Below are 14638 nucleotides of genomic sequence, written 5' to 3' on the forward strand. Positions count from 1 at the left end.
GTGACGGGGTGCTCTGCCGTTCAGCCCCGGCTCATCGGACGGCGGACGGATCCAGCGCCTGCCCGCCGGTGCTCACCCCGCCCACGCCGGTCCCGGTGTTCGTGCTCGCGGCGTTGGTCGGACCCGCACCCGGAGCCGCAGGCTTCGGCGCACCCGGCGTACCGACACTGGGCACCCCGGCCGGGGCCGCGGGAGCCGCCGGACCCGCCGCGTGCGGATCGATCGGCCCCTGCGGTGCACCAGTCGCGTTGGGCACCGGGAACTGCGGGCCGGTGGTGCTCTGCGGCGACACCGGTCCCTGAGGCCCGGGAACTCCACCGAGGCTGGGCTGCCCCGGCGCGGCGGCGGGGTTCGGATCAGTCAGGTGGAAGTATCCCGCCCGGTCGCCCATGTTCTGCGGGATCTCGCCGGCCCCGACGACCTTGTAGTCGGTCAGGTCGTAGAACTTGCCATCGCCCAACAGCATGTAGTTCTTGTTGCCCGCCACCATCACGTCGCCCGGCTTGGCATCAGCGGGGCTGACCTGCTTGCCGGGATCCTGACCGGGCACCGGGGGCGTGAGACCCGCGGCCTTGGCCGCGTCGGCCAGGGACACCGGGTGCGTGGGATCGGCCTTGCTGAGGATGTCCGCGAGCTTGGCCGTCTTGGCATCCGGGAACGTGGTCTTCTGGCCCTTCACGTCGACCTCCTTCGACGGTTCCTGCACCGCCGGGGCGGGAGCCTGCTTGCCCTGTGGCACAGGCGGAGTCGCCGCGGGTGCTTGAGCAGCGACAGGGGCGGGTGCGGCGGCCGCAGCGGGCTTGGCCTCGGGTGTCGGGACCGCTGCCTTCGCCTGCTCCGGCTTGGGAGCCGCCAGCGACTTGTCGTCGAGCTTGCGCGGCTCGGTCTTGCGCTCCGGCGTGGTGTCGACCAGCTTCTTCGGCTTCGACTGCGACGACGTGTCCGGCTTCGACTGCGAAAGCGGCGTTCCGCCACCGGTTCCAGAACCGAGACCCGAGCTGCCCAGCGGGGAACCGCCACCGAGACCGGAGCCAAGGCCCGACATCGGATTCGAGACCGGAGTCGTGTTCTGCTTCCCGAGCTGGGACAGCAGCTTCGACAAGTCATCGTTCGTCCTGGTCGGTGTATCCGTCTTCGCCGGGGTGACCGGTGTCGCCGGGGTGGTCGGCGTAACCGCGGCCGGAGTCACCGGCCGCACCGCAGCGGGGGTGGCCGGAGTTGGGGTCGGAGTTGGCTTCGCGGTGCCGGTCGGCGTGCCGGTACGCGCGGCCACCACGGCCGGCGGGGTCCCGGCGAAGAGCTTGGCCAGCTTGTCGTTGGCCGTGGCGATCGTGGACTTTCCCTGCTGGAGCTGCGTGACCATTGCCGTCGCTGGCCCCTGATCGGTGAGCGATCCGCTGTCCGACAGCTGTTGCCGTGCAGCCGCATTCGTGTCGATGATCGACTTGTACATGACCCCAGCACCATCACTCGCGGCGCCCAGCTGCGCCATCAGGGCCGGGATCTGAGTCTTGAGCGCTGCCATGGCTGTCAGGTGTGGTGTCAGCGCCGAACGCTGTTCGGTGAAGTACTGCTCGTTCGCGTCGGTCAGCGCCTTGTCAATCTGCTGGAACAGATCGCTGATCCCGCCGAGATAGCTGCTCACAAGCTGCTGGATACTGCCGTCAGCGTCGCTCTTACTGGTGCCCGTCACCTTGCTGAACGCGGCGGTGAGGTACTCGGAGCCGGTGGTGGCCACGCCGATTCGGCTCTTAACCGGCTCAACCTTGTCATCAAGCCGAATCGCGGCGGGCGGACTGCTGCTCCATACCGTGCCGGTGGGGCCGTCCTGGTAGCTGAACACGTTGCTCTGCGCATCTCGCAGTCCCGCATCCAAGTCCTTGACGTTGGCCACATCCTTCGCCGCGGCCGGCAGGATGTAGGTATTGGTGCCATCGGGCTGCGCCCACTCGTCGATCCGGTGGTGGCCCCACCCGGTGAGGTCCCAAATCGTCCCCGCTCCGAGCGCGATCCAGCCGACAGGTCCGGGGATCACGCCGAGGCCGTTCAGTACAGCGCCGACGTAGTCACCTTGCTTGGCATCTTGGTAGGCCGCGTAGCCGGCCACCAACGCGCCAACGCCGGGTAGCAGCCGAGCAGCTCCCTTGATCCCCGCCTTACCCAGACCGGCCAGTCCGCTGTCGGCGAGCTTCGCGGAGAGTTTCTCGCCGGCCTTACCGGACCAGTGCTGGCCGGCGTTCCACTGCGCGCGGGCAAGGCCCTTGATTCCCGCCACTGGCTCACCGGCTCGCAGCTTCCGCACCGCGCTGGGTGGGACGCCGAGCTGGGTGCCGATGCGGCCGGCGGACCACGCCCTCTTGCCGTCACCGGCGGCCGCGGCGGCGTCGGGTGCGGCCTTCGGAGATGACTTGGGAGTGTCGGGAGCGGGCTTCGGCTCCGTCTTGGGCTCGGGCTTCGGCTCGGAGGGCGACTGGTGCTTGGCGTTGCGGAAGTCCTCCCGCGCCTGGGCCCGGCGGTCATCCTCAGCGTCCTCCGCTGCGATTCGACGGTTGACCTCCTCGTGGTCCGCGCGGATCCGGCGCCAGCTCTCGTTGTGTAGCTCGTCGGCCCGACGCTGCGCCTCAGCGAGGGCGGAATCGGCCCGGCGCTGGGTCTCGTCTCGGATGAACTTCTCCTGCTCCGCGGCGCTGCGGCCACCGGCCCACCGCGAATCGATCGTGTCAGTCATCGGAGATCACCCCCGAGAGACGCCTTGTAGGCGTCCAGGTGTGGGCGACTGATCAAGATCGCGCGGCCGTCAGTCTTGGCCGCGAGGACACCGCGGCGGGCCAGGTTCCGGACATGCTGCTGGGTGCAATCAAGCTCCACGGAGGCCACGCGCGTCCCGATCCAGATTTTGCTCGATGTCACGTCCCCGCTGGTAGGAGGTGATGATTTCATTTGCTCACTCATGCCTCCAGATGTACCTGGACATGACCGGATGCGCTACCAATTCTGTTGTGCGACTGGAGGTATAGGCGGATACAGACGTGCCCCTGACTAATCCAGTCAGGGGCAGGTTGGTTTGCCGGGGCGGCTACCCGCGGCGCTGCCGGCGCCGCATCCGCTCCACGTTCTTCGCGGCGCGGCGTTGCTGCCTGGGTGATGAGCTGCCGTAGTACGACCCGTCGTACCCGGAGGCCGCCACCGCCCACAGGACCGACAACCGGATGATCCCGAGTCCGACCACCGCGGCGAGTGCGATCCACGCCCACCGTTCCACCGGCGGCCAGACGAGGTGCATGAGCACGGCGGCGGCCAGCAGCGCGGCGATCAGCTTGAGCCAGCGCATCATTCGCCCATCACCTGCCGCACCACCTCCACGCCGTAGGTCCGCTCCCACCGCCGACGGGCACCGCGGCGGCACCCGTCGATGATCGCGGTCACCTCGTCGGGCTGGAGGGCGGCCACCCGCCGCTGCGCACCCTCCCACTCCCGGGAGTAAGCCCGGACGGTGCTCACCGAGATGTTGAACTCGGCGGCGAGCTGTTCGACGGGGATACCGCTGCGCACCGCGGCGGCGATGTCACGGCGAACGGCGGGGTTCGCGACGGCGTGAGTGAACGGCGGCGGGGTGGTCATGCCGCGCCTTGTACACCCGCAGTGATCGGGGCCTGGTGCGCGACACGAGTTTCGGTGTCCGACGCCGCGCTAGTCGTCGTCCAGCTCGTCGAAGTGCTTCAGGGCACTCGGCAGGATCCGGACCCGGTCGGGCGGGATGACCATCTCGGCCCGCGGCGCGATCCGAAGCTCTCCCCGGGCTTCCTGCTCTCGCAGCTCCCGCTGCTTCTCCTCCGGCAACGTGGCGACATGCTCCGCGGCGATCTGCAGGCTGCCGGGTACCGGACCGAAGCCTGGAGTCGGCGTCGGGTGCACATCGGGGCAGTCAACCATGCAGCACCCGCACTGGCTGTACTTGGCGAGTGTCGGGTCGTCTGGATCCTCGCTGCGGATCGACGGTTCCGCGCATCCGCCGTCGGCGGAGTCGACGTGATCGCGGCGGGGACAATCGCACAGCTCGGACATGTCCGCAGCATGGCACCCGGCACCGACATGACGCACCTGCATTTCTGTCGGCCCCGCCGCGTACCGTCCGCCGGCATGGGCATCACGAGACACGCCATCCGCGTCCACCTCTCCACCCGGATCGCCACAGAGGATGACCGGATCACTCTCCCGGGCATGACGCTGTGGGCGGTCTCCTACACCGTGACCGACCGCGGCAAGCAGTCGAGCTACGTGACCGGCCATGCCGCGGAGGCCTCGGCTCGGCGCATGGTGTCGAATCTGCTGGCGGATCGGGTGCCGGGGCTTAGCGTCGAGGACGTCTACACCGAGGCACGGTAGCTTGGGGTGTCAGAGGTACACGGTCAGACCAACGTCGTGGGTGAGCCACAGCATTCACACTGTGACGTGACCACGGTGGCATCGGTGGACCGAGGTTGAGGTTTCGGGTCGGGCTTGCCGGGAACTCTTTCGATCGCTTTGTCCGCCACCTTCTTCGCCGATTGCCCAAAGCCTTGTGCTGCGACCGAGATCGGTGTCTTGCTGATCTCCTCAGGCTTGATGTCCAGGAACGACGAGTCTCCACCGTGATTCCAATCGAACACCTGGACAAGTACTTCCGGATCGATCTCGCCATCGTTGAGATAGACGTACATGCGTCCGAAACGGAGGGCATGTCGTCGAGACAGCAATGTCACGCTCTCGTGGAAAAAGGATCGCGCGAGCGCAATCAGATACTTGACCGCTATCAGAACGACCGCGGTGAGAGAGATCGCGGCGACGATGTGAATGGAGACGAAGCCGACGTCCAACGGCTTATCCTCGGGAGGCTTGACATCATTGCGCGTGACCATAAGAAACCAGGTCAGGCCGGCGAGAACTGCAACTGCGGTCAGCGAGGTGGCGATCCCTGCCCAGGTCATCCACCGCGCGCGGCGGGAGAGGACCGCCTGAGCTTTCTCTACGAAGAGGTCGACTGCCGCGAGCCGAAAGAGCCTGCCGTCCGTCAACTTTGGCGGCTTCTCACCACCGAAGTTTTCGGTGAGCGCGACCAAGGATTTTTTGAGCGTTTCATTGCGGCGTTCCAGCGATCCCTTAATACTGTCGAAATCGTCGTTTGGCAAACTGCCACCCCCTCACTCCCAGCAAATATTCGCGGTCTGCTGACCGCTGGACCGGAATGCTAACGGGTACACAGCCCGACAGCAGCGGGTTTCGATTCTGTTCCCAGCAATGGCGGTGAAACTACGCTGTACTTGCCAGCCGTGGACCGTGGCCTCCACGGTCACCAGGGGCGGCGCCAGGCGAGTAGCTTCACCGCAACCGCGTGGCCGAACCCGTCGCGCGGCGCATGGTGGCGAACCTGCTGGCGGATCGGCTACCGGGCACCGAGGTGGAGGACGTCTACTCGGAGGAGATGGGCTGAGACCTGCTGGCGGGCAACGTTATCAGTCCCACCACCCGCCGCCGTACATCGCGCGGCGGGCCGGTGGGTGGGCGCGTCCGGGTGCCGACAGCGGTGTCGATCTGGGGTGTGATTCCGTTGGTCAGCCGGCCGGTGCGGATTCATCGACTGCCGCGGACAACGCCGCTGCGATGGAGTACAGGTCGCCGTTCGGTGCACGATCCAGGGGCTGGAGCTTTTCCGAGCCTGCGCGAACATAGTTGAAGTCCCACACGGTGTCGCCCGGCGCCGCTTCTTTCCAGTCGGGGCCCAGCACCGCGGGGCGGGTGAGAGTGGCGCTGTAGATCGGAGCGAGGCGTTGCGCCCACCGACGCACTTTCTCCTCCCGGAGCACGACGACGTACGCGACCTCTGCTGCGGGGGCGGTCGCGAAGGCCTCCGCGCAGGTGGCGATCACGGTGCTGGCGAGTGCCTCCCGGTACAGCTGCACTCGCTCTTGCTTGTTCCGCTGGCGCGCGACTTTGCCGTCGATCACGTAACCCTTCGTGAACTCGGGACCGGGGTAGATCACCGACAGTGAGACGTACCGTTGCCCGTTGAACACGCCGGCGTCGATGCAGGTCGACAGCGAGACGTTGTCGGCGAAGGCGTCGTCCACTGCGGAGATGACCGCCGCCGGCTCGTGGCGCGAGACGGCCTCCCACGCCGCGTTCAGAACGTCCTGGTGAGCTGCCGCGATCGCACGGGCCTCGGGTGTGGCCTTGCGCCACCACTTCTCGCGCTCGGGCTTGGCGACCTGCCGTGAGGCGTTAGGGAAGCCGTCGCGGTGTAGGGATGTCAATGTGGAGATGCGCTTCTCGTCTCTGTGCGCGAGCTTCAGCAGTTCGATCTGCTTATCCAGCGCACGTTCGAGTGGCCCGCTGAACAGATCGAAGACGGCGAACGCCCCGTTCATGACGCTCATCAGGTCGACCTGGGGTGCGGGGGCGGACCTTCCGCCGATCCCTTTCGACGCGGTGAACGGACCGAAACCCGAGGACACCGTCGTACGCCCACCCCCGACATTGATCCGTGCCGCCCGCGGTCCGATGCTCGACCGAACTCCTCGGCCCGACGCTGAGAATGACAGGCCGGGAGCAACCCGAATCCTCGCACTGAATCCCACGGTGCCCCCACATCGTCTCGGAGATGACGTCCTCACCATGCCAGACTCCGATCGGAATAAGCCGCCGGGACTCATCCGACCAGGCGGAGTGGTCAGACGAGGACGGTGAGTTCGTCGCCCTGGCGGCCGAGTTCCCGTCGCTGTCGTTCCTGGCGCCCACACCGTATGAGGCGCTGGCGGGGATCAAAGCCCTTGTGGCCGAGGTGTTGCGCGAGATGGCGCAGACCAGGGAGACGCCGCCCGGGCCGTCGGAGTGAACGACACAGCCCCGGCCAATGCGACCGGGGCTGTGTCGTTCAGGCGGCGTTAAATGTTTGGATCCTCCGGCACCCAGCTGACCACTGCCCGCCCGTCGAGCTCCTCGACCAGTACGGCCAGCATCGCGTTGTGCAACCCGATCCCGCCGGGGAACCCGCGATGCACCCGGTCCAGCTGTTCCTGCGAGCGGTACCGCACCAGCGACACCACCGCGACCTCGCCGTCGCCCGCGTCGAACTCGGCGTCGAGTTCCTCCAGCTTGTCGAGGATGTCGGCGACGCGGGATGCCTTCTCTTGCAACAGGTGATCGAGCAGCGCGAACACGTCCTCCTTGATCTCCTGAGTCGAGTCGGGGGACTCCCAGTACTGCCAGGTGCGCAAGCTCACGCCGGCCAGGTCGGCGGCGGCCTGCAGGGTCAGCCCCGCGGCCTCGCGCATGGTGCGCAGGTGGGCGGAACCCAAGCTCGGGGGCGTCATGCTGCCACCGCCTGCGTCTTGGTGGTGGACACCAGGCGGATGCGCCGGTAGTTGAACAGGAACACCTCGGTGCGGCCGCTCTCCAGGTCGCTGACCGCGCGGGCCGCGATGTCGCCGTAGCCCTCACGCAGCCAGGCCGCGACCTGGCTGCGGTTGACGCGCTTCCACTCGCCCGTGTTGCTGTTGGCGAGGAATTCGATCCGCTTACCGGCAGCGACGGCGCGGAGTCGGCGATCGATATCGGCGTAGAACTCGCGGGCGGCACGGCGGGTGTCCCGCTCCTGCGCCTCGCGCCGACGACGTGCCTGCTTCTCCTGCATCTCGCGCTGACGGCGGTCCGTGGCCGACTCGAAGCGGAACCCATCGGTGGACACGCGCTTCGTGAACGTGGTGCCGTCGGTCAGGGTGATGGTCGCGGTCTCGCCACGCACAGTGACGGTCGCACCCTCGGCGCGGTGCTCATCAGGCGCGATCCTCTTGCCGAACCACTCCAGCCACTCGACGGTGCAGTTGCGGTGAACGGTGCCGGCCTTCTCCGACTCGCGACGAGCCTTCGCGGCCCGCCGCGCGGCGGCGATCTGTTCCGAGGTGAGTGCAGCGACCTGCTCCCGCAGCTGCTCCGGGCGGTAGAAGCCGGTCTCGGCGAAGAAGCCGCCGGTGTGGTGCCACTCGCCGGTCCCGACGACACCTTCGGTGACCAGGTCCAGCAGTGCGGCGCGGGTGCAGTCGATGCCGTGCTCCCGGACCCAGGCGGTGGTGATCTTCGACAGCGGCAGCGCCCCGTCATCGTAGGCGGCGGTGGCGCGGACCGACATACGGTTGCCGACGTAGCCAGAGTTCCGATTCCAGGTCATGGTTCCGATTCCCCTCTTGGGTGTGGGGCCGAGCCGTCTCGATCCCCTTGGAACGTCAGCGTACCGTCGTTGCGTAAATTACGCAAGATCTAATTCGCTTGCAGTAGCATATGTTTCGTTGCATATGCATCGGAACATGCATCGCCGCAGGAGTTTTCGATCTCATCCGCTCAGCGATGTCCGATTCTCGCAATCGCTTGGATCTGGGACCGGTCAGACGAAGGACCGCGACCCGCTGTTCGCCGTCGCAGAACCTATCTCAGAACTCCAGCTGCGCAACGTGTCTCGCAACCCGTCATGTCGGGGTGTGGTGATAAACCGGGTCCATGAGCGACAGCAGCACTGGTTCCGAAGCCACCGGCCGCCGTCTCGGCTACGCCCGCGTCAGCACCGACGAGCAGGATGAGGATCTCCAGGTGCGTGCACTCGAACGCGCCGGCATCGACGCGCTCTACATCGACCACGGCGTCAGCGGCGCGGCGATATCGCGGCCGCGATTCGACGCGATGTTGGCGGACCTCCGTGAGGGCGACACGGTGGTGGTCTACTCCCTTTCCCGGTTGAGTCGTGGCATGAAGCACCTTGTGGATCTCGGCGAGCAGTTCGAGCGCGACGGCATCGGCTTGGTCTCGCTCACCGAGCAGATCGACACCAGCACCGCAATGGGCCGGTTCGTGTACACGATGCTCGCCGCGTTGGCGGCTATGGAACGGGATCTGCTCATCGAGCGGACCCACGCCGGACTGGAAGCCGCGCGAGCGAAGGGACGTTTCGGTGGTCGGCCGGAAAAGCTGACCGCCGATCAGAAGCGGCACGCGGTGCTGCTGCGGAACGGGGGCATCCGCGTCGATGAGATCGCAACGTCGCTCGGAGCGAGTCGCGCCACGGTGTACCGCGCGCTCGCAGAGGCGAAGAACAAGGAGAAGGCAGCGTGACCACCCTGACCGTCGCCGAAGCCGCCGCCCAGCTGGGACGGAGCCGCCGACCGATCGAACTGGCGATCCAGGAGGGCCGCCTGCCAGCCACCCGCGTCGAGAAGCGCCCCTACCTCCGCGTGACCCAGGAAGACCTCGATGCGTACGTGGCGGCGCAGCGGGGCGCGTACCTCGCCGCTGCGGTCGCCCGGCGTGGGCAGGAGGTCGAGCATTTGCACAGTCAGGGCTACCTGACGGTGGACGAGGCCGCCGAGCAGCTCGGACTCGCCCACGTCACCATCACTATCGCGATGGCGCAGGGACGACTGCGCAGTGAACGGATCGGCGGACGGCGCGTCACCCGACCGGAGTGGATCGCCACCGCGCAGGTGGGACGACCGGCCCGCGTGGCACCCACCGTTCCCGACGTGGTGGCGCTGCCCGTCGCGGCCCAGCGGTCGGGACTGGGCAGGGGCACCCTGTTGAAGGCGATCCGCGACGGTCGCCTGCCCGCCGTCCCACCGTCGAAGACCGGGGAGAGTTTCGGGATCAAGCCCGCCGATCTGGAGGCGTTCGCCGCCGGGCAGAAGCCCCGGGCGCACGTCGGTGGTGCCGTCACGGCGGACAAGGCTGCGGAGTGGCGACGGGAGCAAGGGGTGCTGTCGGTGACGGAAACCGCTGCGGCTCTGGGAATCAGCGTCCAGGCGGTGCGGGCGCGTATCCACGCCGGAGCCCTGCCGGCGCATCGGTCACCGGCCGGGTCGCCGTCACCGCGGTCCTGGCTGATCCGGGAAGAGGAAGTGACGCGGCGGGTGGCGTGATCGGAATGTGCAACAGCCCCGGCTCTCGTGATGAGAGCCGGGGCCGTCGGGTGGAGCAACCCCCGCTACGCGGGGAACATGACGGGTCATCCCCGCTCGCGCGAGGAACCGGAGCACCCCCGCTACGCGGGGAACATGCGTCGATGGCGCTGAAGTCGGGGTCGGTGGGAACACCCCCGCTACGCGGAGAACATACTTTCTGACCAGCGCCCCTTGGGTGATGCGCCGAACGTCAGTACCTCTCCACCCTACACGCACCGAGTGCCCGTCGGTGTGCGAGAACTACGGTCCTGCAACGGATTACGCAGCGGCCGAAGCCCGTTCATCGATCCGCTCCCATGCGCGACCTACCTCCGTGGCGATCCTGAAGCATCCCTCCGGCCCGAGATCCCTCATCGCCGCGGCAGCGACCGGATCCACCAGCGCCTCCCCCAGATCCATGACCCGGCCGCCGTACAGCCGCACCCACTTCGCCTCCGCCGCCGCGCCGGCCCACGCGATCGCAGCGCAGCTCTCCCCGTCCGCAAGGGCCAGCTCCTCCGCGGCGCGCCGGTACACGGCAGCCTCGTCCGGCACCACCGGGAGCGGGTCGGAGGGAAGCGCATCGGACACCGCGTCGAGCACCGCGGCGTCCTCGGTGAGCCGCTCCCGGCAAGTGTCCAGCCACTCCTGCATCGCGGCCAACTGCTCCGTGGTGACATGCCGTCTGGCGGCGCGCACCACCGTGTCCGCGGGTGCTCCCGCCAGGTGCCCGTACACCGCGACGGTGGCTGCCGATCCGCCGGCCGCGGCGGCGTATCCCTGCACCGCGCGAATGAACGAGGTGGACATGCTCACGCCGCGGTGGGTCGGTTCTGCGCGATGGTGCCACCCCGGACGGCCTCACGGACGGTGTCCTCACCGTGATAGCCCTCGCTCCGGTACGTCTCGATCTTCTTCCCGTCGCCGTCCTTGCCGTGACCGCCACCAGCACCTCCACCGACGCCGCCCATGTGGGGAACCATCGGCATCTGCGGCATCGCCGGCTTGCCAGCGGCCTGCTGTGCCGCGGCGGACTGCCCGCCACCGGCACCACCGGCGCCCGCCGCGCTGGTCTTCGTTTCGGCTCCGGCTGGGGTGGGGCTGAACGCGGTGGCCGTCGGGGTGCTGCGGCCGGACACGTCGGAGCTGGTGTGCAGTCCGGTCTGGCTGGTGCCGCTCGTCGGCGGCACCTGGGTGTTCACCGCGGGAGCACCGCCGATGCCGGTGCCGGTGATCGGGGTGCCGGCCGGTCGAAGCACAGTCGACGGACCGGCGGCGGGAGCGGCTGCGACCGGAGCATCGACCGAGGACGAGGAGCCCCCACCGCCGAGGCCGAGAACGCTGGCTGTCGCCGTCGCGGGGAGAGCACCGCTGCGGATCAGATCGTCGACGTCGATCGCGCCGTCCTTCTTCTCGTTCTTCCCGTCACCCTTGCCCGGCTGGTTCTGCTGGGGTTGGGTCGCCTGCTGCGGCTGCTGCTGGGCGGCGGTCGGAGTGGCCGCCTGCTGCTGCTGGGGTTGTTGCTGCTGCCCCTGGCCTTGGGAGAGCAGAGATGCAAGCGCGAGAGTGGACGGGTCGATGCCACTGCCGCTGGTCTTGGTGTCCGGGGTGCCGGCGGACGGAGCCGCGGTCCCCGGGGTCTTGCCGGCCGGGGTGGGCGCCGCGGTGCCCGGTGCCTTCGCGGCGGGGGTGCCAGAGTGGGGGGCAGCGGGAGCGCCGGTGCCGGAACCTGACCCGTTGCCACTGCCGGTGGACTGCCCGGGGAGCGGTACACCGGTGGTGCCGTCGCCGCCAACATCCGCCGTCTTGGAGCCCTTGAGGTCCTTGATCTTCTCCGCGGCCAGCTTGCGCTGCGCCTCGTAGGCGTCGTCAGCATCCTTGCGCTTCTGTTTCAGGTCGAGGAACGCCTTCCACTTTGCGTCGAAGTCCTTCTTCTTGGCCTTCGTGTCCGCGACCGCATCGTTCAGCTTCTTCTTGGCGGCGATCCGCATGTTGTCGGTGACGTTCGATTCCTGCTGCAACGCGGCGTACGCCTCGCGGGCGTCATCCTCCGCCTTCTGCGCTGCGGCGAGGGCCTTGCAGGCGGTGTCCTGGGCGTCGTCCGCGGTCTGCAGATCCGTCGCCTTCGGGGCGTTCTTGTCCCACGTGGCCTTCGCGTCCTTGAGGATCTTGATCGCGGCCTCGGCCACCGCCGCGTTCGTCGCGGCGTCCCGAGTCGCCTGCTGCACCTCGGCGAGCGCTCCCTGCACTGCCTCGGGAGTGTTCCCGGCGGTGGTGGCGGCCACCCCGCCGGCGGTGTCCTTGATCGCCCCGGCGAGGCCTTCGAGTTCGGTGGACAGCTTGGGGCTCGTGGATGGGTCCGGAAGGGAGTCCACATCGGAGAAATCGGGATCGGTGTACTTCGCCATGTGATCCATCATTGCAGGTCATCAACGGAGTTGGCACGCGAAACATGTTGCTGTGGCTTGAGTTCCGACTATCTGATCACTGAATACGCTTGTGCACAGCATGATTCGGTTCACATCGCTGCGAATCCGTTGCAGCGACGGACTACTGGGAGGTGATCCGCTGCGAGAACTGCCCGGAGACAGGCGAGCCGAACGCTGTCACGCCCGGGTCGAGCCTCGCCAGGGTGCCGGTAGCCAGAAGTGCCGCTTCGATATACGTGGCATGAGCGGACGTCGTGTCCGTGGACTTGACGATGCCGATCAGCGCCGCGTTGTGCGTGACGGAGTCCACCAGGAACAGCGGAGCTCCGGAGTCACCATGCTGCGCCGCATGGGAGAACACCAGCAGCCCATCCGCGTCGTCGGACAGCCGCTCGCCGCATACGACACCGGACACCGCCCCGTCGAAGCACACCGGATCGCCGAGCCTCACCAGGTCACGTACACCCTTCGGGGTGAGTACACCGGCGACGGGCCACGTGCCAGCGATCTTCGTCACCGTGGCACCAGAGGTTCGGACCACCGCGGCGTCAACAGGTCCGGCCGGGGCGGAGGCGGTGCCCAGCAGTTGCGGGTCGCCGGTCGCGCTGCCCATCAGGTACTGGTCCGCGCTGAAGTCCCGCGCACAGTGACCTGCCGTGAGCCAGCCCTTGTCCACGGCGGGGCCGAGCGTGCACGGCACCGTGTCACCCGGCTGGCTGCCGGTGGCGTGCACGATCTCGATGCCCGGAGCGGGGTCGGCGCCGAACTGGGCACGGTACCGGGTGGCGTCACGGTCGGCCTCGTGTCCCTGCCCAGTGACGTCCTGCCACACGAACCGCGGAGCAGCCGGAGCAGGTGCGGCCGTATCCGTCACCGGCACATCAGCCGCCACCGGGCTCGGCGTGGGCCATGCACGAGTCTCCGAGGGCGCGTGAGTCGAACACGCCGACAGCGCCATGGCACCCGCCACAGCGGAGATGAGTACAGCGTGTCGTCTCTTCACGATCCCCATTATCCCACGTCACGCCGAGGAAACTCCAGGTCAGTTCCACGAGACCCCTTGAGGGCCTGAAGGATTCGGCTACGCACCCCTTCGGCGCGCCGTTCGATGTGCCCCTGCGGCCGTCGCACAGCCACCAGCTTGTCGGCGCCGACAACCCCACCGACCAGCCCCAATACCGATGTCGATTCTCCAAAATAGAGAATCAGCAGATGATGCCGATGCTCCACGACGAAGTCTGGATCCCGTTCAGTTTGGCGGAACTCGCCGCCGACGAATCCCTCCCGTTCGATGACCCGGACGCGTACATTCCGTACCTGATCGAGAAGTGGCCACCAGGCGGGAAGCCACACCGCGTGGAGCACTACCTGCCCGAGTTGGCCCCGCCACCTGGGCGGCGCAGGCCACCGCCCGGTGTCCACGGCTGGCTGGTGTTCCGGATGCCGCCGACGGAGCCGGAACCCGATCCGGAGGCGCCGACCATCGACTGGGACGCGATCCGAGACGCGAGGGTGGTGGACCGGCGTCGGTCGCGGAAGCGGCCGGGGACCGACTGACCCCGCACGACGCCACCTGGGAGAGCGTCAGCCATCGCCCCCTGCAAGGCTGCTCCGCCTGACTGCCCGAAGCAGGCGCGCGATCGCAGCGTCCATGCCCGCACGGCCGGCCCACCCGGCCGTGGCCGCGGCCTCGTTCCAGGTGCTGCCCGAGAGAACCCGTTCCGCGGCGTGGGCGAGTCGGTCGCCACTGGGACGCTCGGGCGTGGCTGCGAGGGCGACGAGAACCCGGTGAGCACGTACGCGGCGCGCGTACGCGTCCGCCCACTCGGCCATGGCACCGGTGATCGCGGGCTCTCGCCCCTCGGCGGCGGCGTCCCACGCCGGTCCGTCCTTGACGATCAGCGGATGCGCCGCGCGCGTGCTGGGGCGTTCCCTGACCCATGCGGTGATCACGTGCTCGGAGGCGAGCACGATCCAGAGGTACTTCTCGGGGTCGAGCTTGCGCCGCAGCGACATGTAGACGATGCGGCCGGTGCGAACCGCGGTCTCCACGGTGACCACCTCCCAGAGTTCCGGCTGGAAGTCGGTCAGGTACTGCCGTGGAATCTCGCGCTCGTCGAAGCGGGACTGCGCGTGCGGTATCTCCAGGTTGAGGCCGGCGAGGCCTTTCAGCTGTTCGCGCGCCTTGTCGAACAGCGGCGCGGGGCCGTGCTCGGTGTGGAAGCGGAGGGTGCGCACCTGGGTCATCGC

The 14638-nt window shown here is 68.0% G+C and carries 17 protein-coding genes; 5 read left to right on the forward strand and 12 right to left on the reverse strand.

All coding sequences use genetic code 11. The features are described from left to right. Positions 1–31 precede the first annotated feature (31 nt). From B133_RS0110715 to B133_RS24375, 4 genes are all read right to left on the reverse strand, one after another. Positions 32–2728 (reverse strand): hypothetical protein, encoded by a 2697-nt coding sequence (locus B133_RS0110715; RefSeq protein ID WP_051088045.1) that lies wholly within the window; start codon positions 2726–2728, stop codon positions 32–34. 348 nt (positions 2729–3076) lie between these two features. Next, positions 3077–3334 (reverse strand): hypothetical protein, encoded by a 258-nt coding sequence (locus tag B133_RS0110725; RefSeq protein WP_018600989.1) that lies wholly within the window; start codon positions 3332–3334, stop codon positions 3077–3079. Continuing rightward, positions 3331–3621 carry a helix-turn-helix domain-containing protein gene (locus B133_RS0110730; protein ID WP_018600991.1) on the reverse strand — a complete coding sequence of 97 codons (291 nt, stop codon included), beginning with the start codon at positions 3619–3621 and terminating at the stop codon, positions 3331–3333. The genes B133_RS0110725 and B133_RS0110730 overlap by 4 nt, the downstream gene beginning before the upstream one ends. Before the next feature lie 69 nt (positions 3622–3690). Beyond that, positions 3691–4065, reverse strand: coding sequence for a hypothetical protein (locus tag B133_RS24375; protein WP_157625837.1), 375 nt, complete (start codon positions 4063–4065; stop codon positions 3691–3693). A 75-nt stretch (positions 4066–4140) separates the two neighbouring features. Here B133_RS24375 and B133_RS24380 point away from each other — a divergent pair, with 75 nt between their 5' ends. Further along, positions 4141–4386 (forward strand): hypothetical protein, encoded by a 246-nt coding sequence (locus tag B133_RS24380; protein WP_157625839.1) that lies wholly within the window; start codon positions 4141–4143, stop codon positions 4384–4386. 23 nt (positions 4387–4409) lie between these two features. Here B133_RS24380 and B133_RS0110745 read toward each other — a convergent pair whose 3' ends face one another. Both B133_RS0110745 and B133_RS0110755 read right to left on the reverse strand, forming a co-directional pair. Next, the gene (locus tag B133_RS0110745) at positions 4410–5168 is read right to left on the reverse strand and encodes a hypothetical protein (RefSeq protein WP_018600994.1); all 759 of its coding nucleotides are present in this window, start codon (positions 5166–5168) and stop codon (positions 4410–4412) included. Between the two features lie 423 nt (positions 5169–5591). Then, positions 5592–6413, reverse strand: coding sequence for a hypothetical protein (locus B133_RS0110755; protein WP_157625841.1), 822 nt, complete (start codon positions 6411–6413; stop codon positions 5592–5594). Between the two features lie 224 nt (positions 6414–6637). Between B133_RS0110755 and B133_RS22650 the strand changes: the two genes are divergently transcribed. Next, on the forward strand, positions 6638–6871 hold the full coding sequence (locus B133_RS22650) for a hypothetical protein (RefSeq protein ID WP_018600997.1): 234 nt from the start codon (positions 6638–6640) through the stop codon (positions 6869–6871). Between the two features lie 49 nt (positions 6872–6920). Here B133_RS22650 and B133_RS0110765 read toward each other — a convergent pair whose 3' ends face one another. Continuing rightward, positions 6921–7349 (reverse strand): DUF1870 family protein, encoded by a 429-nt coding sequence (locus B133_RS0110765; protein ID WP_018600998.1) that lies wholly within the window; start codon positions 7347–7349, stop codon positions 6921–6923. After that, entirely contained in the window at positions 7346–8203 is an 858-nt protein-coding gene (locus B133_RS0110770; RefSeq protein ID WP_018600999.1) for a hypothetical protein, read from the reverse strand. The genes B133_RS0110765 and B133_RS0110770 overlap by 4 nt, the downstream gene beginning before the upstream one ends. 326 nt (positions 8204–8529) lie before the next feature. On the opposite strand from B133_RS0110770, the gene B133_RS0110775 reads away from it, so the two are divergent. Both B133_RS0110775 and B133_RS22655 read left to right on the forward strand, forming a co-directional pair. Further along, the gene (locus tag B133_RS0110775) at positions 8530–9138 is read left to right on the forward strand and encodes a recombinase family protein (RefSeq protein WP_018601000.1); all 609 of its coding nucleotides are present in this window, start codon (positions 8530–8532) and stop codon (positions 9136–9138) included. Further along, on the forward strand, positions 9135–9938 hold the full coding sequence (locus tag B133_RS22655) for a helix-turn-helix domain-containing protein (protein WP_018601001.1): 804 nt from the start codon (positions 9135–9137) through the stop codon (positions 9936–9938). The genes B133_RS0110775 and B133_RS22655 overlap by 4 nt, the downstream gene beginning before the upstream one ends. A gap of 300 nt (positions 9939–10238) precedes the next feature. Here B133_RS22655 and B133_RS0110785 read toward each other — a convergent pair whose 3' ends face one another. From B133_RS0110785 to B133_RS22660, 3 genes are all read right to left on the reverse strand, one after another. Further along, positions 10239–10769, reverse strand: coding sequence for a hypothetical protein (locus tag B133_RS0110785; RefSeq protein WP_036418553.1), 531 nt, complete (start codon positions 10767–10769; stop codon positions 10239–10241). A 2-nt stretch (positions 10770–10771) separates the two neighbouring features. Beyond that, the gene (locus B133_RS0110790) at positions 10772–12367 is read right to left on the reverse strand and encodes a hypothetical protein (RefSeq protein WP_157625843.1); all 1596 of its coding nucleotides are present in this window, start codon (positions 12365–12367) and stop codon (positions 10772–10774) included. 142 nt (positions 12368–12509) lie between these two features. Beyond that, positions 12510–13391 carry a hypothetical protein gene (locus B133_RS22660; protein ID WP_157625845.1) on the reverse strand — a complete coding sequence of 294 codons (882 nt, stop codon included), beginning with the start codon at positions 13389–13391 and terminating at the stop codon, positions 12510–12512. A 209-nt stretch (positions 13392–13600) separates the two neighbouring features. Here B133_RS22660 and B133_RS24070 point away from each other — a divergent pair, with 209 nt between their 5' ends. Then, positions 13601–13945 carry a hypothetical protein gene (locus B133_RS24070; protein WP_018601004.1) on the forward strand — a complete coding sequence of 115 codons (345 nt, stop codon included), beginning with the start codon at positions 13601–13603 and terminating at the stop codon, positions 13943–13945. A gap of 27 nt (positions 13946–13972) precedes the next feature. On the opposite strand, the gene B133_RS0110805 is transcribed toward B133_RS24070, so the two are convergent. Next, positions 13973–14635, reverse strand: a complete 663-nt coding sequence (locus B133_RS0110805; RefSeq protein ID WP_018601005.1) for a hypothetical protein — start codon at positions 14633–14635, stop codon at positions 13973–13975. Positions 14636–14638 lie beyond the last annotated feature (3 nt).

It is taken from the genome of Mycobacterium sp. 155 (genome assembly GCF_000373905.1).
In the GTDB taxonomy this organism is placed as follows: Bacteria; Actinomycetota; Actinomycetes; order Mycobacteriales; family Mycobacteriaceae; genus Mycobacterium.

What these genes read in the sequence shown, in the direction of transcription:
- B133_RS24375 (WP_157625837.1), bottom strand. Translation starts at nt 4,065, where the DNA reads ATGTCCGAGCTGTGCGATTGTCCCCGCCGCGATCACGTCGACTCCGCC.
- B133_RS0110755 (WP_157625841.1), bottom strand. Translation starts at nt 6,413, where the DNA reads ATGAGCGTCATGAACGGGGCGTTCGCCGTCTTCGATCTGTTCAGCGGG.
- B133_RS0110770 (WP_018600999.1), bottom strand. Translation starts at nt 8,203, where the DNA reads ATGACCTGGAATCGGAACTCTGGCTACGTCGGCAACCGTATGTCGGTC.
- B133_RS24070 (WP_018601004.1), top strand. Translation starts at nt 13,601, where the DNA reads ATGATGCCGATGCTCCACGACGAAGTCTGGATCCCGTTCAGTTTGGCG.
- B133_RS22650 (WP_018600997.1), top strand. Translation starts at nt 6,638, where the DNA reads ATGACGTCCTCACCATGCCAGACTCCGATCGGAATAAGCCGCCGGGAC.
- B133_RS0110785 (WP_036418553.1), bottom strand. Translation starts at nt 10,769, where the DNA reads ATGTCCACCTCGTTCATTCGCGCGGTGCAGGGATACGCCGCCGCGGCC.
- B133_RS0110775 (WP_018601000.1), top strand. Translation starts at nt 8,530, where the DNA reads ATGAGCGACAGCAGCACTGGTTCCGAAGCCACCGGCCGCCGTCTCGGC.
- B133_RS0110730 (WP_018600991.1), bottom strand. Translation starts at nt 3,621, where the DNA reads ATGACCACCCCGCCGCCGTTCACTCACGCCGTCGCGAACCCCGCCGTT.
- B133_RS0110725 (WP_018600989.1), bottom strand. Translation starts at nt 3,334, where the DNA reads ATGATGCGCTGGCTCAAGCTGATCGCCGCGCTGCTGGCCGCCGCCGTG.
- B133_RS0110765 (WP_018600998.1), bottom strand. Translation starts at nt 7,349, where the DNA reads ATGACGCCCCCGAGCTTGGGTTCCGCCCACCTGCGCACCATGCGCGAG.
- B133_RS0110805 (WP_018601005.1), bottom strand. Translation starts at nt 14,635, where the DNA reads ATGACCCAGGTGCGCACCCTCCGCTTCCACACCGAGCACGGCCCCGCG.
- B133_RS0110715 (WP_051088045.1), bottom strand. Translation starts at nt 2,728, where the DNA reads ATGACTGACACGATCGATTCGCGGTGGGCCGGTGGCCGCAGCGCCGCG.
- B133_RS0110790 (WP_157625843.1), bottom strand. Translation starts at nt 12,367, where the DNA reads ATGGCGAAGTACACCGATCCCGATTTCTCCGATGTGGACTCCCTTCCG.
- B133_RS24380 (WP_157625839.1), top strand. Translation starts at nt 4,141, where the DNA reads ATGGGCATCACGAGACACGCCATCCGCGTCCACCTCTCCACCCGGATC.